The 19146-nt window shown below is 64.8% G+C and carries 18 protein-coding genes; 4 read left to right on the top strand and 14 right to left on the bottom strand.

From position 1 onward, the window contains the following. Window positions 1-15: 15 nt before the first annotated feature. From F3K02_RS05425 to mltG, 10 genes are all read right to left on the bottom strand, one after another. Window positions 16-873: a transporter substrate-binding domain-containing protein gene (locus F3K02_RS05425; protein ID WP_177134092.1), complete on the bottom strand. Its 858-nt coding sequence runs from the start codon at window positions 871-873 to the stop codon at window positions 16-18. 422 nt (window positions 874-1295) lie between these two features. After that, window positions 1296-4694, bottom strand: coding sequence for an autotransporter outer membrane beta-barrel domain-containing protein (locus F3K02_RS05420; RefSeq protein ID WP_177134090.1), 3399 nt, complete (start codon window positions 4692-4694; stop codon window positions 1296-1298). 222 nt (window positions 4695-4916) lie between these two features. Continuing rightward, a complete protein-coding gene (locus F3K02_RS05415) occupies window positions 4917-6428 on the bottom strand; it encodes a tripartite tricarboxylate transporter permease (protein WP_177134088.1) in 1512 nt (503 codons plus the stop codon). A gap of 15 nt (window positions 6429-6443) precedes the next feature. Further along, a complete protein-coding gene (locus F3K02_RS05410) occupies window positions 6444-6932 on the bottom strand; it encodes a tripartite tricarboxylate transporter TctB family protein (protein ID WP_177134086.1) in 489 nt (162 codons plus the stop codon). 154 nt (window positions 6933-7086) lie between these two features. Next, window positions 7087-7764 (bottom strand): ankyrin repeat domain-containing protein, encoded by a 678-nt coding sequence (locus F3K02_RS05405; RefSeq protein WP_177134084.1) that lies wholly within the window; start codon window positions 7762-7764, stop codon window positions 7087-7089. Between the two features lie 8 nt (window positions 7765-7772). Further along, on the bottom strand, window positions 7773-8582 hold the full coding sequence (locus F3K02_RS05400) for a TatD family hydrolase (RefSeq protein WP_177134082.1): 810 nt from the start codon (window positions 8580-8582) through the stop codon (window positions 7773-7775). A 64-nt stretch (window positions 8583-8646) separates the two neighbouring features. After that, on the bottom strand, window positions 8647-9018 hold the full coding sequence (locus tag F3K02_RS05395) for a PilZ domain-containing protein (protein WP_177134080.1): 372 nt from the start codon (window positions 9016-9018) through the stop codon (window positions 8647-8649). Window positions 9019-9029: 11 nt separating this feature from the next. Next, window positions 9030-10073 (bottom strand): DNA polymerase III subunit delta', encoded by a 1044-nt coding sequence (locus F3K02_RS05390; protein WP_246309187.1) that lies wholly within the window; start codon window positions 10071-10073, stop codon window positions 9030-9032. A gap of 10 nt (window positions 10074-10083) precedes the next feature. Continuing rightward, window positions 10084-10767 carry a dTMP kinase gene (gene tmk / locus F3K02_RS05385; protein ID WP_177134078.1) on the bottom strand — a complete coding sequence of 228 codons (684 nt, stop codon included), beginning with the start codon at window positions 10765-10767 and terminating at the stop codon, window positions 10084-10086. 121 nt (window positions 10768-10888) lie between these two features. Next, the gene (gene mltG, locus F3K02_RS05380; protein ID WP_343067002.1) at window positions 10889-11896 is read right to left on the bottom strand and encodes an endolytic transglycosylase MltG; all 1008 of its coding nucleotides are present in this window, start codon (window positions 11894-11896) and stop codon (window positions 10889-10891) included. A 114-nt stretch (window positions 11897-12010) separates the two neighbouring features. Here mltG and ygfZ point away from each other — a divergent pair, with 114 nt between their 5' ends. Together ygfZ and F3K02_RS05370 are read left to right on the top strand one after the other, a co-directional pair. Beyond that, window positions 12011-12946 (top strand): CAF17-like 4Fe-4S cluster assembly/insertion protein YgfZ, encoded by a 936-nt coding sequence (gene ygfZ / locus F3K02_RS05375; protein WP_177134076.1) that lies wholly within the window; start codon window positions 12011-12013, stop codon window positions 12944-12946. Between the two features lie 21 nt (window positions 12947-12967). Next, window positions 12968-13822: an NRDE family protein gene (locus tag F3K02_RS05370; protein WP_177134074.1), complete on the top strand. Its 855-nt coding sequence runs from the start codon at window positions 12968-12970 to the stop codon at window positions 13820-13822. Window position 13823: 1 nt separating this feature from the next. On the opposite strand, the gene F3K02_RS05365 is transcribed toward F3K02_RS05370, so the two are convergent. Then, complete coding sequence (locus F3K02_RS05365) at window positions 13824-14684, bottom strand: YbgC/FadM family acyl-CoA thioesterase (protein ID WP_177135396.1); 861 nt, start codon at window positions 14682-14684, stop codon at window positions 13824-13826. 10 nt (window positions 14685-14694) lie between these two features. Beyond that, complete coding sequence (locus F3K02_RS05360) at window positions 14695-15678, bottom strand: alpha/beta hydrolase (protein ID WP_177134072.1); 984 nt, start codon at window positions 15676-15678, stop codon at window positions 14695-14697. A gap of 241 nt (window positions 15679-15919) precedes the next feature. On the opposite strand from F3K02_RS05360, the gene F3K02_RS05355 reads away from it, so the two are divergent. Together F3K02_RS05355 and cysK are read left to right on the top strand one after the other, a co-directional pair. Further along, window positions 15920-17056 carry an iron-containing alcohol dehydrogenase gene (locus tag F3K02_RS05355; RefSeq protein ID WP_177134070.1) on the top strand — a complete coding sequence of 379 codons (1137 nt, stop codon included), beginning with the start codon at window positions 15920-15922 and terminating at the stop codon, window positions 17054-17056. An 87-nt stretch (window positions 17057-17143) separates the two neighbouring features. After that, entirely contained in the window at window positions 17144-18064 is a 921-nt protein-coding gene (cysK, locus tag F3K02_RS05350) for a cysteine synthase A (protein ID WP_177134068.1), read from the top strand. Between the two features lie 9 nt (window positions 18065-18073). Here cysK and F3K02_RS05345 read toward each other — a convergent pair whose 3' ends face one another. Both F3K02_RS05345 and F3K02_RS05340 read right to left on the bottom strand, forming a co-directional pair. After that, window positions 18074-18496, bottom strand: coding sequence for an MAPEG family protein (locus tag F3K02_RS05345; protein ID WP_177134066.1), 423 nt, complete (start codon window positions 18494-18496; stop codon window positions 18074-18076). An 83-nt stretch (window positions 18497-18579) separates the two neighbouring features. Then, a complete protein-coding gene (locus tag F3K02_RS05340) occupies window positions 18580-19077 on the bottom strand; it encodes a hypothetical protein (protein WP_177134064.1) in 498 nt (165 codons plus the stop codon). Window positions 19078-19146: the final 69 nt, after the last annotated feature.

The following is a 19146-nucleotide window of genomic DNA, read 5'->3' as shown; positions in this document are numbered from 1 at the left end:
TCCGGGCGCTCAGGCTCAGGAACCCCAGATGTCCACGCCAGGCACGTGCTTCTCGGCCAGCTCTTTCCATTTGCCGCTGTCGCGGATGGCCTTGATGCCGGCATTCAGGGCGTCGCGCAGAGCCGTGTCTTCCTTGCGGATGGCCACGCCAGCGCCAGCACCGAAGTACTTGGCATCGAATTCAACCGGGATGCGGGTGCCCGCACAGGCGTAGTCTTTGCCATCGGGCGTGGACAGGAAACCGCCGTTGACTTCGACCACATCGGCCACGGTACCGTCCAGGCGGCCAGACTTGATGTCCAGGTAAACCTGATCCTGAGCGTCGTAAGGCACGATGGTGGCACCTGCGGGCTGGAGCTCACCCATGGCGTATTTCTCTTGCGTGGACGCTTTGAGCACGCCGATCTTCTTGCCCTTGAAATTCGCAGCTTCCGCGCCCAGGTTCAGCGCCGACTTCACCACCACGCACGACGGCGTGTTGTAGTACTTGCCCGTGAAGTCCACGGCCTGCTTGCGTTCTTCGGTGATCGACATCGAGGAGATGATGGCGTCGTACTTCTTGGCCTGAAGGCCGGGGATCATGCCGTCCCAGGCTTGTTCGACGAAGACACACTTGCTCTTGAGTTCATCACACAGGGCCTTGGCCACGTCGACGTCAAAACCGGCGGGTTCGCCAGATTCTGTCTTGTAGGTGAACGGCTTGTAGGTCGGGTCGATCGCGACGCGCAGTTCAGGCCACTGGCTGGCGGGGGCCGCCGGTGCTGCAGCTGCAGCGGGTTCGGCCGGAGCGGCCGGTGCCGGGGTTTCGGTCTTGCTACAACCAACCAGCGCGGCTGCACCAATCAGGCTCAGGGAAAGAAACAGGTTTTTCATGTAAGTCCTTGGTCATCAAGCATGTGGATCGACAGGATTGGCCTCCTGACGGGCGCACCAATTGTAGGTCTGGGCAGTCCAATTTCGGGGCATCGCCAGCAGGTGTTTCCCCGCATAGGCGACACCTGAAAGCTTGTATGCAATATCTGGGCCGAAGAGAGGTCCTCTTTCATTCGACATTAACTATACATAATATACATCGTGGAATGTAGTATAAAGGCAAAGACGGTCACGTCAAGCGGCTGCAAACCCGCGCTCTGCTTGGTTCACGGTTCAAGCTCACGCCGGACGGTCAAAGCTGTGGTCGCTGGTAGTGGGTCAGGCGTGTCTGTTCCGTGTGGGAGCAAAAAAAGCCCCCTTCTTTGGAGGGGGCTTTTAATGATCAGGAAAACCTGACCGGTGGAAATCGCAGTGTTGTTTTGTCAGGCGAGGATGAAGTCCTGCTGGGAAACCGTGCCAAGGCCGATGACACCCACCAGTGTGATGCTGTCAGACCCGATACTGATCAGGGTGTTGCCCCCGACCTCCGAGAACGACACGCTGCCCCCGAAGTTGCCCGCGTTGATACCCAGCGCCGAGATGTCCAGCAGGTCCTGCCCTCCCGTCGGGTCTGCATCAAACCCGATGATGCTGTCCTGGCCAAAGGCGTTGCCAAAGATAAACACGTCGTTACCCAGTCCACCATTCATGGTGTCGTTGCCGCCGAGCCCCGAGAGCCGGTTTGCCCCTTCGTTGCCTGTCAGCACGTTATCGGAGTCGTTGCCGGTGCCGTTGATGTTGCCAAAGCCACTGCGCAATATCAGGTTTTCCACGTCGGCGCTGAGCGTGTAGGTGGCCGCCGAATTCACGGTGTCGATGCCCTCAGCCGCCAGCTCCACCACGACATCGGCGGTGTCATTGATGAGATAGAGGTCGTCCCCGGTGCCCCCGATCATCAGGTCCACGCCGATCCCACCACCGATCGTGTCGTTGCCCGCACCACCCTCCACCGTGTCATTGCCCTGGCCTGCAGCGATGTTGTCGTTACCGTCGCCGCCCAGGATCTGGTTCGCCGATGTATTGCCCGTGAGCGTGGCGCCCACGGCGTTGGTGGACACCAGGTTCTCCACGTTGACGCCCAAGGTGTAGGACGTTCCGCTGAAGATGACGGTATCGATTCCAGCACCCACCGCTTCCGTGATCACATCACCAACGCTGTCCACGTGGTAGGTGTCGTCGCCGATACCGCCTGCCATGGTGTCATTGCCAGCGCCTCCATCCAACGTGTCGTTACCGCCGAGCCCCGAGAGCTGGTTGGCCCCTTCGTTGCCCGTCAGCATGTTGGCGGAGGCGTTGCCGGTGCCGTTGATGTTGCCAAAGCCACTGCGCAATATCAGGTTCTCCACGTTGGCACTGAGCGTGTAGGTGGCCGCCGAATCCACGGTGTCGAGGCCTTCATTCACCAGCTCCACCACAACATCGGCGGTCGTATTGACCAGATAGAGGTCGTCCCCCGTGCCGCCCACCATCGAGTCCACGCCAATCCCGCCACCGAGTGTGTCGTTGCCCGCGCCACCGATCAGGGTGTCGTCGCCAGCGAGTGCCTGGAAGAGGTCAGGCAGGTCCGTTCCAATCAAGATCTCTGAAGCAGCGGTGCCGGTGATGTTGTTGACCAATGCAGTCACCAAGCTCGTGGGGGCGGAAACCACTGTTTCGGTGAACCCAAGGCCATCGACGTATGAGGCTTCCACGCGCAGGCTTGCACCGACTTCGGCCTCGGTCACGGTGTAGGTGTCCAGAACAGCACCCGCAATGTCCTCCCAGATACCGTCGATGTCGTTGAACACCTGCCATTGGTAGCTCACCACTCCGAAGATGCCGTCTGCATCGGCCAGGGTGTTGGTGACGGTCAGGACCTGGTCGAGCACTGGGGTGGTGTCGTCAATGATCACACTGCCCGTGGGTGCGGCATTGTTGGCTTGAGATCGGTTCAGGACAAGGAAGTCCTCATAACCCAACTCTTGCGTCACCCCTTCGAGCATGACGATGTCAAAACCGTCCAGGTCAATGTACAGATCGCCATCTATCACCAGTTGGTTGACCAGTTGAGAAAAGTTGCCCTCGGTCACGCCGAAATCGATGAGACCCAGCGTATCCACGCCAACCTGGAAGTCCATGATCGTGCTGCTGAGAATCTGGGCCCAGTTGTCTCCGGCACCATAAGCAAGGACAAAAAGGTCCTCCCCTTCGATGGCGGTGCCGAAGTCGCCTGTGAAGATGTTTCCACCCATGCCGACCAGGTAGTCAGATCCTTCCCCACCCTCGATGGATTGGCCGAGGCCATAGATCGCAAGCTCTTCGTAGGTCATCACGAGCGTGGTGTCGTAGAGCGTGGCGGGTTTGATGTCGCCTTTCACATAGAACGCGACATCAAAGTTGTCGGTCATGTTCAGACCGTTGATAGAAGTCGTTCCCGAGAGGTTCTGGAAGCCTGCGCTGATGGACAGCGGCGAGATCGGAAGTGCCCAGTCGAGCAGGTTGATGACGGTCGTGGTGTCGGTGCCCGACTCGTACTTCAGCTCATCCTTCGTCGGTGGGGGTGGCAGGCTGGGATCAAGGGGGATATCCACACTGGGCAGGTCCTGACCGTATTTGTCGGGCTGCAGGCGCCAGCGGGGACCGACGATGTAGTCGGTGCCATCTTGATTCAGCACCGCCTCGAAGGGCTCGCGGTCCATGGTGGTGTACCAGGCATTGGTGAACCCCATATCCAGATCCGATGAGGTTGCCCCGATCGCAACCAATGTGGATCCTGCAATCGCCGTAACGAGCGCGGGATCCCTCAGCACCGTTCCGGCGGGGTAGAGCGTGCCGTCGCCAGCGTAGTAAGCATCCGTCGTGACCCACTTGCCGTCGGGCAGGATTTCATAGGTCGGCAGGGTCCCGATGGCGGATTCGTTCTCAAAATCCTCGGGGCGGATCTGGTCGTTCGGGTTGTTGGTGATCGTGTGATTCGTGACCAGTTCGGCCTGCGTGATCCGGAACAGCGGGATCAATCCGTTATCTTCTGGTTCGGTGCTGCGTTGTAACCATTCATCGGGCAAATCCAGGCTCGTTTCGATCCGGACGTCATTGGGCTTCTTGATCACATTGCCCCACCGGTACAAAAGCTTGCCGTCGTCCTTCATGGTCACCGAGTAGTCGGCCCCCACAAGGATGTTTTCGGCAATCTGCGTCTCGTTGGGTTGCAGGATATCCTTGATATCGACAACACCATCGCCATTCACGTCGCCCACGAGGGGCAGGATATCGACGACATACTGGCCGTCGTATTCGCCGCCAACCATCTTGAGGTTGTCGTCCAACGGATAGAGCGCCAACGGATCTCCCGGATAGCGTTGGTCGGACAGGATGTTCTGCATGACCACGTAGTGCTCGGTCGAAGCCTTGATGGTTTCCCCGCCAAGGCCCGCCAGCCAGGTACCCAGCAGCGCGGGCGTCTTGAAGCTGTCGGTCGGGGAGTTGGAGATGACCAGCCCCAGTTGTTCACCGCCTGCGCCCGTCAGATCGCCCACCCAGCCTTCTTCATATTCCGGGTCGGCCACGAAGTCCTTCTCCTCCGCGCCGACGAAATCGGTCACGTTGTAGCCGAATTCGCTGTTGATGGGATAGAGGAAAACGCCTTCTTTTGTGATCTCGGGAACGGCGTTGAAATCAACCACCGGGGTCCCATCGCCCACGGTGCCCTGCGTGAGTCCGTCGAAAGTCCCCGTGACATCGTTCGTGCTGAACACATGGGTGGATGTGAAGGTGGGCGTCTGGTTCAAAAGCGGGTCTGCCATGTTGTGGTCTCCAGGTTGATGAACCTCAAAGGTACTGAGAAACCTGTAGTAAAAATTGAGTCAACTCAATGCTCCCTCCGGTATTCTTGGCCCGCTGAAAATGATGTGGGTGGCGGCCCTGTCAGGCCACCACGCTGGGAGATCAGATGACCAACAAAAAAGCCCGATCAGATATCTCTGATCGGGCTCTCCAGGCGTGTCCGCCAGGTCGATAGATCGGCCTCAGTCTTCGACGAAGGCCTCTTCGCGTTTCTTCTTGATCGAAGGCAGCAGCACCACCACCAGCAGGACCGCGGCGACAGCCAGCAGGCTGGCCGACAACGGCCGGGTCACAAAGACCGACCAGTCACCGCGGGAGATCAGCATGGCGCGGCGCAGGTATTCCTCCATCATGGGTCCCAGGATCAGGCCCAGCAGCAGGGGCGCTGGCTCGCAGCCGAGCTTGATGAACAGGTAGCCGATGAAACCGAAGATGGCGACCATCCAGATGTCGAAGCTGTTGTTGTTGGTCGAGTACACGCCGATGGCGCAGAACAGCACGATGGCCGGGAACAGCCATCGGTACGGCACGGTCAGCAGCTTGATCCAGATGCCGATCAGCGGCAGGTTCAGGATCACCAGCATCAGGTTGCCGATCCACATCGAGGCGATCAGGCCCCAGAACAGCTCGGGGTTGCTGGTCATGACCTGCGGACCCGGCTGGATGTTGTGGATGGTCATGGCACCGACCATCAGCGCCATCACGGCGTTGGGCGGAATGCCCAGGGTCAGCAGCGGAATGAACGAGGTCTGCGAGCCGGCGTTGTTGGCCGCTTCGGGCGCGGCCACGCCGCGGATGTTGCCCTGGCCAAAGGGCACTTCACCCGGCCGGAGTTTGGTCTTCTTTTCGAGGGTGTAGGCCGTGAAGGCCGACAGCAGCGCCCCACCACCGGGCAGGATGCCCAGCGCCGAACCCAGGGCGGTGCCGCGCAGCACGGCCGGTATCATGTTCCTGAAGTCTTCCTTGGTCGGCATGATGCCTTCGACCTTGCCGGTGAAGACTTCGCGGTGTTCTTCGGGGCGCGACAGGTTGCTGATGATCTCGCCGTAACCGAACACGCCCATGGCGATGGCCAGGAAGCTGATGCCGTCGGTGAGCTCGGGGATGTCAAAGCTGTAGCGCGCCACACCCGAGTTCACGTCGGTCCCCACCAGGCCGAGCAACAAGCCCAGCACGATCATGGCCAAGGCCTTGATCAGCGAGCCTGAGGCCAGCACCACGGCGCCGATCAGGCCCACGATCATGAGCGAGAAGTATTCGGCCGGGCCGAATTGGAGTGCCACTTCGGTCAGCGGTGGCGCAAAAGCGGCCAGGATCAGGGTGCCCACGCATCCGGCAAAGAAGGAGCCCAGGCCGGCTGCGGCCAGCGCCGGGCCTGCCCTGCCCTTGCGCGCCATCTGGTAGCCGTCGATGACGGTGACCACCGATGAAGCCTCACCCGGCAGGTTGACCAGGATGGCGGTGGTGGAGCCGCCGTACTGGGCGCCGTAGTAAATGCCGGCCAGCATGATGAGCGCAGCCACCGGCGGCAAGCCGTAGGTCGCGGGCAGCAGCATGGCGATGGTGGCGAGTGGCCCGATGCCGGGCAACACGCCGATCAGCGTGCCGAGCAGACAGCCGATGAAGGCGTAGACCAGGTTCTGGAAGGTGAAGGCGACGCCAAAACCCAGTGCGAGGTTGTCAAACAATTCCATGGTGGTGCCTTGTGATCAGTTCGTGAGGAACGCAGGCCACACCGGGAACTGCAAGCTCAGAAGTTTGACAAAAGCGCCGTAGCTGCCAGCAGCCAGGATCGTCGCCAGGATGAACGTTGCCTTCAGTTTGCTGCCGGGCTGCGCCTGGCTGGCGATGAACACCAGGGCGTAGATCGCCACGATCAGGCCCATGGCCGGAAATCCAATGGATGGCAGCCCCACCAGCAGGGCTCCGAAGGCCAGGTTGGATCCCAGAATGAAACCCAAGGGGCGCCAGGCGAAGGCGCCGATCTTGTCGCCACCCGGGTTGCCTTTCACGAACGACTGGAGCGTGATGACGGTGCCAAGAATGGCCAGCAGAATGCCCAGCATGAGCGGGAAGTAACCCGGTCCCATGCGAGCACCCTCTCCCACGGTGTAATCCGTGGCGCCCCATGCAAACGACCCACCCACCGCAGTGAACATGAGTCCCGAAAAGAAATCCTTCTGACTGGCCAGGGCCACGGTGCATCTCCTCAAGTTTGGAATGTGGGGCATTCTGGAGGACTGTTAACGGTATATCGATGTGGGTTACACCTACCGAGGGATTACACCTACTTGAGTCCGGGCGGTGCCCCTGCCCTGCCCCGGGCGCGGAAACGGGCCGTCCGGGCCGCGTTCACCAGGTGCCGGTGGGGCGTTTTCGGCGCACAAAGGCCGCAATGAGGTCGGCCGATTCCTGTCGTTCGCCCCGCCGGGCGAAGTCGATCGCCGTCAGCCCCTGCTCATTGCGCAGCAGGGGATCTGCGCCCTCTTCCAGCAACAGCTTCACCACGGCCGGATGGCCGTAATGCGCCGCCATCATCAAGGGTGTGGTGCGGTTGGGTGATTCCGCGTCGATGTAGGCGTGGTGTTCCAGCAGCAGGCGAACCATCTCCTGGCTGGCCTGGGTGGTGTTGGACGCGGCGTAGTGCAAGGCCGTCCAGCCGGGCTTGTTGACCTCGGCTTTGCGCTGGATCAGGCGTCTGGCCATGTCCAGATCGCCTTTGAGTGCGGCGAGCATCAGCGGGCTCTCCCCTTTGGGGTTGCGGGCTTCAACTTTCACCGAGGGCTGCTCCAGCAGGAACAGGGCCACCTTGCGAGACCCCTCGCGCACGGCGATCAGCAGGGCGCTGTCACCGCGTGGGTCAACGGTGTTGAGGTCAAAACCACGCAGTGTGAGCCCAACCATCACGGACTCGTTGTCGAGTTTGGCCGCGCTGAAAAAATCCTCGAAGGTTCCAGCATTGGCGGCCAAAGAAGATGAAAAAAATACTGTAAAAACAAAACACTTATGCCAAAACTTAAAGTGTTTCATGAATATTTTCACGCCATGACCCGGTTGAAGAGTTGCTCAAAATTGCGGCTGGTTGCCTCGGCCACCGCCTCCACGGCCACGCCCCTGACCTCGGCAATCTGCTGCGCCACAAAGGGCACGAAGGCCGGGTTGTTGGTCTTGCCCCGGTGGGGCACCGGCGCCAGATACGGGCTGTCGGTTTCAATCAGCATGCGGTCGAGCGGGACAAAACGGGCGATCTCACGCAGATCGCTGGCGTTGCGAAAGGTCAGGATGCCGGAGAACGAGATGTAGAAATCCAGCTCCAGCGCGGCCCGGGCCACCGCCTCGGTTTCGGTGAAGCAGTGAAACACCCCCCGCGAGCGCGGCAGATCGGATGGGGCAGCACTTTCAAAACCACCCTCCTCGCGCAGGATGGTGAGCGTGTCCTCCGATGCGCTCCGGGTGTGGATCACCAGCGGCAGGTCGGTCTGGCGACCGGCGCGGATGTGGGTGCGGTAGCGCTCGCGTTGCCAGGCCATATCGGCCACGCTGCGCCCATTCAGGCGGTAGTAGTCCAGGCCGGTCTCGCCGATGCCCACGACGCGTGGCAGATCGGCGCGCCGCAGCAGATCGTCCAGCGAGGGCTCCTGCACGCCTTCGTTGTCGGGGTGCACGCCCACCGTGGCCCACAGGTTGGCGTGATCACGGGCCAGCTCGTGCACATCGTCAAACTCTTCGAGCGTCGTGCAGATGCACAGGGCGCGGTCCACCTGGGCTTCGCTCATGGCGGCCAGGATCGCGGGCAAGTCTCCGCGCAACTCCGGGAAGTTCAGGTGGCAATGGGAATCGGTGAACATGTTGGGCGGGAAAATGGCGAGATGGCGGTTGGCCCGCCCAGCGTGGCGCTGGCCACACCGCGGCTCAGATGGTCTGAGTGGGCTTGTCCGAGCCCAGGCTGGCGCCCAGAATCTCTTCAATCTTGAGCTTGAGCAGGCGCGATTTTTCGTCAGCCGGGAAACGGATGCCCACACCTTGCGTGCGTCCACCCTGCGCCTTGGCGGGTGTGACCCATGCAACTTTGCCGGCGACCGGGTAGCGCTGCGGGTCGTCGGGCAGGCTGAGCAGCACATAGACGTCGTCGCCGATGCGGTACTCGCGCGAAGACGGAATGAAAATGCCCCCGTCGGCAAACAACGGAATGTAGGCCGCGTACAGCGCCGCTTTCTCCTTGATGGAGAGCTGGATCACGCTCGGGCGAGCTGAGGCGTTGGATGCGGGGGGGCTGGTGCTCATGGCCGACAAGTTTAGCGGGAAACCAGCGCCTGCCGCGTGCGTGCGGCCCAGGCTTCCTGCATCAGACCGGGGTTGTACGGGTGCTCGACCGAGCGCGCCGCGTCCAGCAGCTCGCGTGACCACCGGGCCAGCACGCCCCAGCGCGGCGCCACCGGCAGGTTCGCTGCGCTGAAGAAGCGTGGTGTGCCGCCGGCCGCATGCACCATCAGGTCGTGGCAGAGTTTCTGCAGCAGTTCAAGCTGCTGCGCTGCGGGCCAGCCCGCCAGCGTGCTCCAGTCGCCGCGGGCCAGCGCGGCGGGCAGCTCGGCCCAGGCCTTGGCGTTCAGGCCGGTGCCGGCCCAGGCCAGGGCATCCACCGGTCGCCCACCGGCCGCGCGCAGCCAGACCTGCGCTTGCTCGGGTGTGGGGCGGCTGGCCGCGTTGTCCTGGAGCCACTGCAGCGCTTCCGGTTCCGGGGGCCAGTCCATGGCATGGGTCTGGCAACGGCTGCGGATGGTGGGCAGCAGCTGGTGGGTGGCCTCGCTGGCGAGCACGAAGCGGGTGTCCCCGGGTGGCTCCTCCAGGGTCTTGAGCAAGGCGTTGGCCGTCACGTGGTTCATGCGCTCGGCCGGGTACACCAGCACCGCCAGGCCCCGCCCCCGCGCACTGGTGCGCTGGGCGAAGGCGACCGTGTCGCGCATGGCCTCGACCCGGATTTCCTTGCTGGGCTTGCGCTTCTTGTCGTCGATCTCTTTCTGCGCGGTTTCGGCCAGGGGCCAGCCGCGTTCGAGCATGACGGTCTCGGGCATGAGCACCACAAAATCGGGGTGGGCGTGGGTATCGACCATGTGGCAGCTGGCGCAGACCCCACAGGGGCCCGACGCCGTGGGCTGCTCACACAACCACGTCTGCGCCAGCGCCAGCGCCAACTCGTATTGCCCAAGGCCCGACGGCCCCTGCAACAGCCAGGCATGCCCCCGCTGCGCGAGCAGTGCCTGCAGCTGGCGCTGAACCCAAGGGGCCCGGGTGGCCATGGGCTGGGCGACGGTGTCAGGGGGTGTAGAACGGGTGGCCATGGCTTGCGCGTCAGCTGGATGAAGGGCCGGATTCAGCCGGTGCCGGCAACCAGCCCCGCTGGGCGAACGCCCCCGCGATGGCGGCCCAGACCCGCTCACGCGGCTGGTCGGCGTTGATGCGCGCAAAGCGCCATGGCTCGGCTTCGGCACGCGCCGCATAGCCCGCGGCGACGGCCTGGAAAAACGCCACCGGCTGGGCTTCGAAACGGTCGGGCGCACGGGCGTCGGCCAGCCGGGCCGCGGCGGTCTCGGCCGGCAGATCGAACCACACCGTCAGATCGGGCTGGCGGATGCCTTTGCCCTGCAGGGCGGGTGTCGCCTGCACCCAGCGCTCCAGCGTGCCCAACGTCTGCAGGTCAAAACCACGACCGCCACCCTGGTAAGCGAAGGTGGCGTCGGTGAAGCGGTCGCACAACACCACATCGCCGCGCGCCAGCGCCGGTTCGATCACAGTCATCAGGTGGTCGCGCCGGGCGGCGAACACCAGCAGCGATTCGGTGAGCGGGTCCATGGCGTCGCCGAGCACCATGGCGCGCAGCTTTTCGGCCAGTGGTGTGCCGCCGGGTTCGCGCGTCAGGGTCACGTTGCGGCCCTGGCCGCGGAAAGCGTCGGCGAGGTTCGCGATGTGGGTGGACTTTCCCGCACCGTCGATGCCCTCAAAAGAGATGAACAGGCCTGTCGAACCAACCGTCATTTCAGGGCTCCCTCGTGCCGACGAAGGACGTGGCCCAGCACACACCGCCGAACCGGCTTTGCCGGGCGGCTGGTGTGGTCCCCCCTGCTCAGTGGGGAAGACGCGAAGCGGCGCAGGGGGGTCATTTGATTTGATAGCGGCGCACCGCCAAATTGTGTTCGTCCAGCGTGGCGCTGAACTGGCTGCTGCCGTCGCCGCGCGCCACAAAGTACATCGCGGGCGTGGCCGCCGGCTTGACCGCCGCCAGCAAGGAGTTCCAGCCGGGCATGGCGATCGGCGTGGGCGGCAGGCCGGCGCGGGTGTAGGTGTTGTAGGGGCTGTCGGTTTCGAGGTCCGCCCGGCGCAGGTTGCCGTCGAAGCGTTCACCCAGGCCGTAGATCACCGTGGGATCGGTCTGCAGCCGCATGCCGATGCGCAGACGGTTGCTGAACACGCCGGCCACCATCGACCGGTCGACTTCGGCGCCCGTCTCCTTTTCGACGATGCTGGCCAGGATGAGCGCTTCTTCGGGCGAGCGCAGCGGCGAATCTGGCGCGCGCTGGGCCCAGGCTTCGGCCAGGCGCTGATCCATGGCCTGGGCCGCCTGGCGCAACACGCTGGACGCCGTGGCGTGTTTGACCATGCGGTAGGTGTCGGGGAAAAAGCGGCCTTCCGGGTGCCGCCCGGCGTAGCCGATGCGGGCCATGATGTCGGCCATGCCCAGGCCGTCAATATCCTGGTTCAGGTCGGGCGAAGCACGCACCGCCGCCAGCACCTCGCGCACGTTCCAGCCTTCGACCAGGGTCAGGCTGCGCAGCGCCTGCTCGCCACGCACCAGCTGGTCCAGCAGGCTGCGCGGCGTGGCGCCGGGTTTGACTTCGTAGACGCCGGCCTTGATCGACCGGCCCTGCCCAGAGGCTCGAAACCAGGCGTAGAGCAGGACGGTCGGCACCCTGACCCCGGCACTGGTCACGGCTTGGGCCACCACGCGCGCCGAGCTGCCCGGCTGGATGTTCAATTCCACCGGCGTTTGTGCGCTGGCATCGGCTGGCAGCATCAGCGGCTCGTGCAGCCACCACCAGGCAGCGCCCGTAACCAGTCCGATCGCGAGCAGCGGCAGCCAGAACAACAGGAACAACAGGCGTTTCACGGGTCGGGGGTGTGCGAGGAGATGGGTGGCGGCGCCGGCAGAGACCCGGGCCAAAGATGATAATCGACCGCTGTTCCCCTGCTCGCCACACCCCCACGCCACACCACCCACGCCATGAACCCGCCCACCTTGCCCAGCGTTCCCCTGACCGCGCTCCACGGCGCGACCCCGCTGCCCCAACTGGGGATCATCCGCGTCCAGGGCGAAGACGCTGCGAAGTTCCTGCACGGCCAGTTGACGCAGGACTTTGCCCTGCTCGGCCTGTCCGAAGCGCGGCTGGCGGCGTTCTGTTCGGCCAAGGGCCGCATGCTGGCGAGTTTTGTGGGCTTCAAGCTCGCGCACGACGACCTGCTCCTGGTTTGCAGCCGCGACCTGCTGCCGGCCACACTCAAGCGCCTGTCGATGTTCGTGCTGCGGGCCAAGGCCCGGCTGAGCGACGCGAGCGCAGAATTTCAGGTCTGGGGGCTCAGCGGTTCCGCCGCGCTTGCAGACGCCAAACCCTGGAGCAAGTCCGGCGAACCGGGCGGCGCCCAAACCATCGCGATTTACCCGTCACAAGGCCTGCCCCGCGCACTGTGGGTGGCACCGGCCGGCCACCCGCCGCCCGCGGGCGATGCCCTGCCCGAAGCCCACTGGGCCTGGCTGGATGTGATGGCCGGCGTGGCCACCCTCACCCAGCCGATCGCGGAAGCCTTTGTGCCGCAGATGCTGAACTACGAATCGGTGGGCGGCGTGAACTTCAAAAAAGGTTGTTACCCCGGGCAGGAAGTGGTGGCGCGCAGCCAGTTCCGCGGCACACTCAAGCGCCGTGCGTTTCAGGTGCAGGCCGATGAACCTTTGACCGTGGGGCAAGACGTGTTTCACAGCAGCGACGCCGAACAGCCCTGCGGGACGGTGGCCGCTGCTGCCGCCAACCCTGCGGGCGGCTGGAGCGCCACCGTGTCCATGCAGACCAGCGCGGCAGCGGGCGGCAGCCTGCATTCCGGCAGTGCCACGGGCCCGGTGTTGCACCTGTTGCCCCTCCCCTACCCGCTGCTGGAAGACGTCTGACCGCCTCGGGCGGGTCCCGCCATGTGCCTGATCGCCTTTGCCATCGATGCCAGCCCGGTCTGTCCGTTGCTGATCGCGGCCAACCGCGACGAATTCCTGGACCGGCCGACGGCTCCTCTGCACCGCTGGACCCTGCCCGACGGCACCGGTGTGGTGGCCGGGCGCGACCTGCGGGACGGCGGCACCTGGCTGGGGGTCAGCGAAACCGGCCGCGTGGCCATGCTCACCAATGTGCGCAGCGTCCAGGCCGGGCCGGGCCAGCGCAGCCGGGGCGAACTGGCCACCCGCTGGCTGAACGGCGGGCTGAGCTGGGAAGCGCTGCTGGATGACCTCGATCCGGCCGCGTACGGTGGCTTCAACCTGGTGGTGGGTGATTTCCACAACAAATTCTGGGCCTGGGCCGGCAACCGCGACCCCGAGCATCCGCACGACGAACATCCCACCGGTTTGCACAGCCGGCGCTTGCAGGCGGGTGTCTACGGCTTGTCCAACGCAGCGCTCGACACCCCCTGGCCCAAGAGCGAACGGCTGAAGCAGGCGCTCGGTGATTGCCTGGCACAGCCCGCTTCTGCGCCCTTGCCAATGGCCAGCCTGACTGTGGCGCTGGCCGATATCCGGCGAGTGCCCACACACGAACTGCCGGATACCGGTGTGCCCTTGGAGCTGGAACACGGCCTGTCCAGCCCCTTTGTCAGCCTGCCCGAGCGCGGCTACGGCACCCGCAGCAGTCTGGTCCTGAGCGTCCAGACCTCAGAAACCCGTGCGGCGCCGGCGGCCTGGCGGGTGGCCGTGGACGAATGGACCCATGCACCCGCAGCCGGTCAAGGGCATGCCTGGAACCCGCACAACCGGCGCAGCGAAACCCTGTTCTGGTGATTCAGGTCAGCGGCTTGAACATCTCCAGATGTTCAATGCCCGCTTCTTCGAACGACGCCCCCCGGGCCAGATAACCCAGGCGCTCGTAAAAGCCCACGGCGCTGCGCTGCGCATGCAGCATCACTTCGCGTTCCCCGGCGTCGCGGGCAGCGTCCGACAGCGCCTGCAACACCTGGCGCCCCAGGTGACCGCCGCGCAGCACGCGGTGCACCGCCAGGCGCCCGACCTTCACCACCCCCGGCTCGTGCGGCACGAAGCGCCCGGTCGCCACCGGCCGGCCCAGGCGGTTGTAGGCCACGGCGTGCACCGCCGTCAGGTCGGCTGCGTCGCTCTCCAGATCTTTGGGAATGCGCTGCTCTTCCACAAACACCGCGGTGCGGATGCGCCGGGCATCGTCGCCGAGCTCGCTCCAGTGACCGACCTGGATCGTCACCATGGCCTCACCCGCCTCGTAGCCGAGCACGGTGTCGCGCAAGGCCTGGGGCACCGGGCGTGACGTTTGCGTGGCCGGGTCGGCGAACACGTAGACCAGTTCGCCCGAGATCAGGTGTTCCTCGCCGCGGAAGATCGCGCCGGTGAAGGTCATGGACGAGGTGCCGATGCGGCTGCACTGCATGGCCACCTCGATCTGGTCGTCCACCCGCGCCGAAGCGTGGAACTCCACCGTGGCTTTGACGACGTAGAGATCACCGTCAAGCTGCTGCATCGACTCTTCATACGGCAGCGCCAGCGCACGCCAGTAGTCGGCGATGGCGGTGTCGAAATACATCAGGTAGTGCGCGTTGAACACGATCTTCTGCATGTCCACCTCGGCCCAGCGCACGCGCAGGCGGTGGAAGAAGCGGAAGTCGGCGCGTTTCATCGTGGGCATCTCAGTGGTCTCCAAAAGCATGGCGCAAAGCGCGGGCAGCGTCGTTGTGCGCGGTCAGGGCCTGCGGGATGGCGCGGCCAAACTGGATGAAGCCGTGCACCACACCGGCGTAGATCTCCAGGTCGACCGGCACACCCGCCATGCGCAGGCGGTCGGCGTATTGCACGCCTTCGTCGGTGAGTGGGTCGCATTCGGCCAGACCGATCCAGACCGGCGCCACGCCTTCGAGGTCGCGCACCTCGCCCGCTTCGTCCACGCCGTCCAGCGGGGCGAAGCGCCAGTCGTCGCGGTCTTGCGGCGAGCGCAGGTAGTGGTTGAAGAAGTAGGTGATGTGGGCCTCTTCGAGCAAGAAGCCTTTGGCGAAGGTCTTGTGGCTGGGGGTGTTCTGGTGGCCGGCGGCGCCGGGGTAGAACAGCAGTTGCAAAGCCAGCGGCCAGCGGGCGTCGCGGGCGCTGATGGCCGTGACGGCGGCGAGGGTGCCGCCCGCGCTGTCGCCGCCCACCGCGATCCGGCTGCCGTCCAGGCGCAGCGTCGCAGCGTTCTCTCGCAACCAGGCCAGGCTGTCCCAGGCGTCGTGCACGGCGGTGGGAAACTGCCACTCCGGTGCGAGCCGGTAGTCCACCGAGACCACCGCGCAATGCGCGAGGTGGGCCAGGTGGCGGCACAGCGGTTCGTGCGTGGCCACGCTGCCGACGGTGAAGCCGCCGCCGTGAAAGTACAGCAGCACCGGCAGCGGGTGCTCCGATGCGGGGGCGAACAGCCGGGCAGGCAGCTCAAAGCCGTCACGCGCCGGGATCTTCAGATCGTCCACGCGCACCTGTTTGTGCGAGGGGATATCGAGCACTCCGGCGCCCGCCTCGTAGGCCTGCTTGGCCTGCGCGGGTGAAAGCGCGTGCATGGGCGGGTGGCCGGCGCGGGCGATGCGGTCGAGCACGCCGCGCATGGTGGTCGTGAGCAGGGATCGGGGGTTGGGGTGGTGCGACATGGGTGGAAAAAGTATGCGCCGGATTGTGGCTGTCTTTTGTGCGACCGGCGGTCACCCCGGTGGCATTGGCCTCCAGAGAGCGCGGCCGTATATTCGCCGCAGTGCTGCGCTGGGCAACACCCTCGCCCTCGAACAACCCGTCGCCACCCAGCGCGTACCGTGGAACCGGCTTTGCCGGGCCACTGGTGTGGTCCCCCTTTGGGGGATGACGCGAAGCGGCGCAGGGGGAAAGCGGAACCTTATGGCCCAGATCCTCTACGTGACCAACATCCTGATCGACTTCGGCGCGCTCGCGCAGCTGCAGGCCGAATGCGAACGCGTGGGCATCCGCCGCCCGCTGATCGTGTCCGACGCGGGTGTGAAGGCCGCTGGGCTGCTGGACAAGGCGCTCGCCGCCCTGCCCGGCCAGAAGCCTGCCGTGTTTGACCAGACGCCGTCGAACCCGAACGAAGCGGCGGTGCGCGCGGCCGTGGCGGTGTACCAGGCCGAAGGCTGCGACGGCCTGATCGCGCTCGGTGGCGGCAGCTCCATCGACTGCGCCAAGGGCGTGGCCATCGCCGCGGTTCACGAGGGCCCGCTCAAGACCTACGCCACCATCGAAGGCGGCTCGCCCAAGATCACCGACCGCGTGCCGCCGTTGATCGCCGTGCCCACCACCGCGGGCACCGGCAGCGAGGTGGCACGCGGCGCCATCGTGATCGTGGACGACGGCCGCAAGCTCGGCTTTCACAGCTGGCATCTGGTGCCCAAGACCGCCCTGCTCGACCCCGAGCTCACGCTCGGCCTGCCGCCCCTGCTGACCGCCGCCACCGGCATGGACGCCATCGCCCACTGCATGGAAACCTTCATGGCGCCGGCCTTCAACCCGCCGGCCGATGGCATCGGCCTGGATGGCCTGATGCGCGGCTGGGCACACATCGAGCGCGCCACCAAAGACGGCAGTGACCGCGAGGCGCGGCTGAACATGATGAGCGCCAGCATGCAGGGCGCGATGGCGTTCCAGAAAGGCCTGGGCTGTGTGCATTCGCTCAGCCACAGCCTGGGCGGCGTGAACCCGCGCCTGCACCACGGCACGCTCAACGCCATGTTCCTGCCCGCGGTGATTGCATTCAACGCCGAAGCCGAGTCGATGAAGAAAGACCGGCGGCTGGATCGCATGGCCCACGCCATGGGTCTGGCCAGCGGCAGCGACATCGGCGAAGCGATCAAGGACATGAACGCCCGCCTGGGTCTGCCCAGCGGCCTGGCCGCGATGGGCGTGACGCCCGATCTGTTCGACAAGGTCATCGAAGGCGCACTGGCCGACCACTGCCACAAGACCAACCCGCGCATCGCCAGTCCGGAGGAATACCGCCAGATGCTTGAAACGGCCATGTGAGGTGCTCGGACTTGGCCGGGTCGCGGCCTGCAAGGTGTTTGCAGACAGGGGATACTGGCGCCCTTCGACACACCCCAGGAGCACCGCATGAAGGCCCAGAACATCCTCGACACCATTGGCAACACCCCCCACGTGCGCATCCAGCGGCTGTTTGCCGGCGCCTCGCAGCAGGTGTGGATCAAGTCCGAACGCGGCAACCCTGGCGGCTCGATCAAGGACCGCATTGCGCTGGCGATGGTGGAAGACGCCGAACAGTCGGGTGCCCTGCAGCCCGGCGGCACCATCGTCGAGCCCACCTCGGGCAACACCGGCATCGGACTGGCCATGGTGGCGGCCGTCAAGGGTTACAAGCTGGTGCTGGTCATGCCCGAAAGCATGTCCGTCGAGCGCCGCCGCCTGATGCTGGCCTACGGCGCGAGCTTCGACCTGACCCCGCGTGAAAAAGGCATGAAAGGCGCCATCGCCCAGGCCGAAGAGATCGTCGCCAGCACGCCCGGTGCCTGGATGCCGCAGCAGTTCAACAACCCGGCCAACGTCGCGATCCACGCCAAGACCACCGCCGCCGAAATCGCCGCCGATTTCCCCGACGGTGTCGATGTGCTGATCACCGGCGTGGGCACCGGGGGACACATCACCGGTTGCGCAAAGGTGCTGAAGGCGAAATGGCCCCAGCTCAAGGTGTATGCGGTGGAGCCGGTGGCCTCTCCGGTCATCTCGGGCGGCAGCCCGGCGCCCCACCCGATCCAGGGCATCGGTGCGGGCTTCATCCCCAACAACCTCGACACCGCCCTGCTCGACGGCGTGATCCAGGTGGACGCCGAACCGGCCCGCGAGATGGCGCGCCGCTGCGCGCGCGAAGAAGGCATGCTGGTCGGCATTTCGTCGGGCGCGACGCTGGCCGCCATCGCGCAGAAACTGCCCGAACTGCCGGCCAACGCCGTGGTGCTGGGCTTCAACTACGACACCGGCGAGCGCTACCTGTCGGTGGACGGCTTCTTGCCCGCCTGACGCCGGTCGTCAGCCCAGCAGCGCCAGAGCCGCCAGCAGCCAGAGCACCAGCAACACCACGTTGCTGGCGGCGAACACCGCCAGCCGGTGCAGCACATTGTTGTAGGTCAGGTGGACCAGACTGTGCACCAGGCGCAGCACCACATAGGCCCAGGCCAGCCCGAGCATGGCCGGACTGGCGATGCGGGTCACCACAACCATCAAGCTCACCACGTAGAACAGCACCGGCAGTTCCAGGAGGTTCATGTAGTTGCGGTTGGGGATGCTGACGTGGCGCGGCACCCGTTCCGACTCGCCATGGCAGAAGTCATCCGGCACGATTTCGCCACACTGAGCTGCGCCGATGCGCACCACCGCCACGCGGATGAGGACCAGAAAGGTCCAGAAGGCCAGCACAAAAGCTGGCGTCAGCATGGCCGCGGTGGTTGGCATGGTGTTTTTCCCTCCCCAGAGAAAAGCCCGGCGCCCTCCCTGTTGGGGCCACCGGGCTCAGACCTTCATCGGTCTTGCGTCGATCAGATGCGCGTCATCGACTTGTCGTAGAACGCGTTGGGGTAACCCTGCGCGTCTTTGCTGGCATCGGGGTCCCCGATCTGCAGGGTGTTGCCGTTCACATGCAGCAGCACTTTTGCGGAGCCCTGATCGGAAGTCCCGGCGAACTTGTCGGCTGTCACGCTGCCGACGGCCTTGGTGCCGTCGTGCGACATGACCATGTGGGTGAACACCTTTTCGTTCTTCACGCTGGGGCCGGAACACGAGGTGCCGATGTAGAGGTAGGCCACCACCTCACCGGTGAAGCCCGTGGCGGAGGCCTTGGTGAAGTCGGCGCGCAGATGGGCCGACGCGCCACTGTCTTCATAACACGCGCTCTCCCAGGAACCGATGTATTTGGCCACCGGATCACCCGAGGTGTCACCCGGCTTCGGATCGTCGTTGCCGCCGCAGGCGGTGAGCGCGGCGATGGCCAGGCTCAGCCCGGCCAGTTTGAATGCATGGCGGATGGGGGTTGTCATAAGGTGTGTCCTGAAATGAAATGGGGTGAGTCGAACAATAACAAGGGTTGGGATCCGCAACCGTGTGGA

Source organism: Hydrogenophaga aromaticivorans (assembly GCF_013387465.1).
GTDB classification, from domain to species: domain Bacteria; phylum Pseudomonadota; class Gammaproteobacteria; order Burkholderiales; family Burkholderiaceae_C; genus Hydrogenophaga; species Hydrogenophaga aromaticivorans.
The sequence above is the reverse complement of the archived record's forward strand: the minus strand, read 5'-3'. Positions and strand labels throughout refer to the sequence as shown.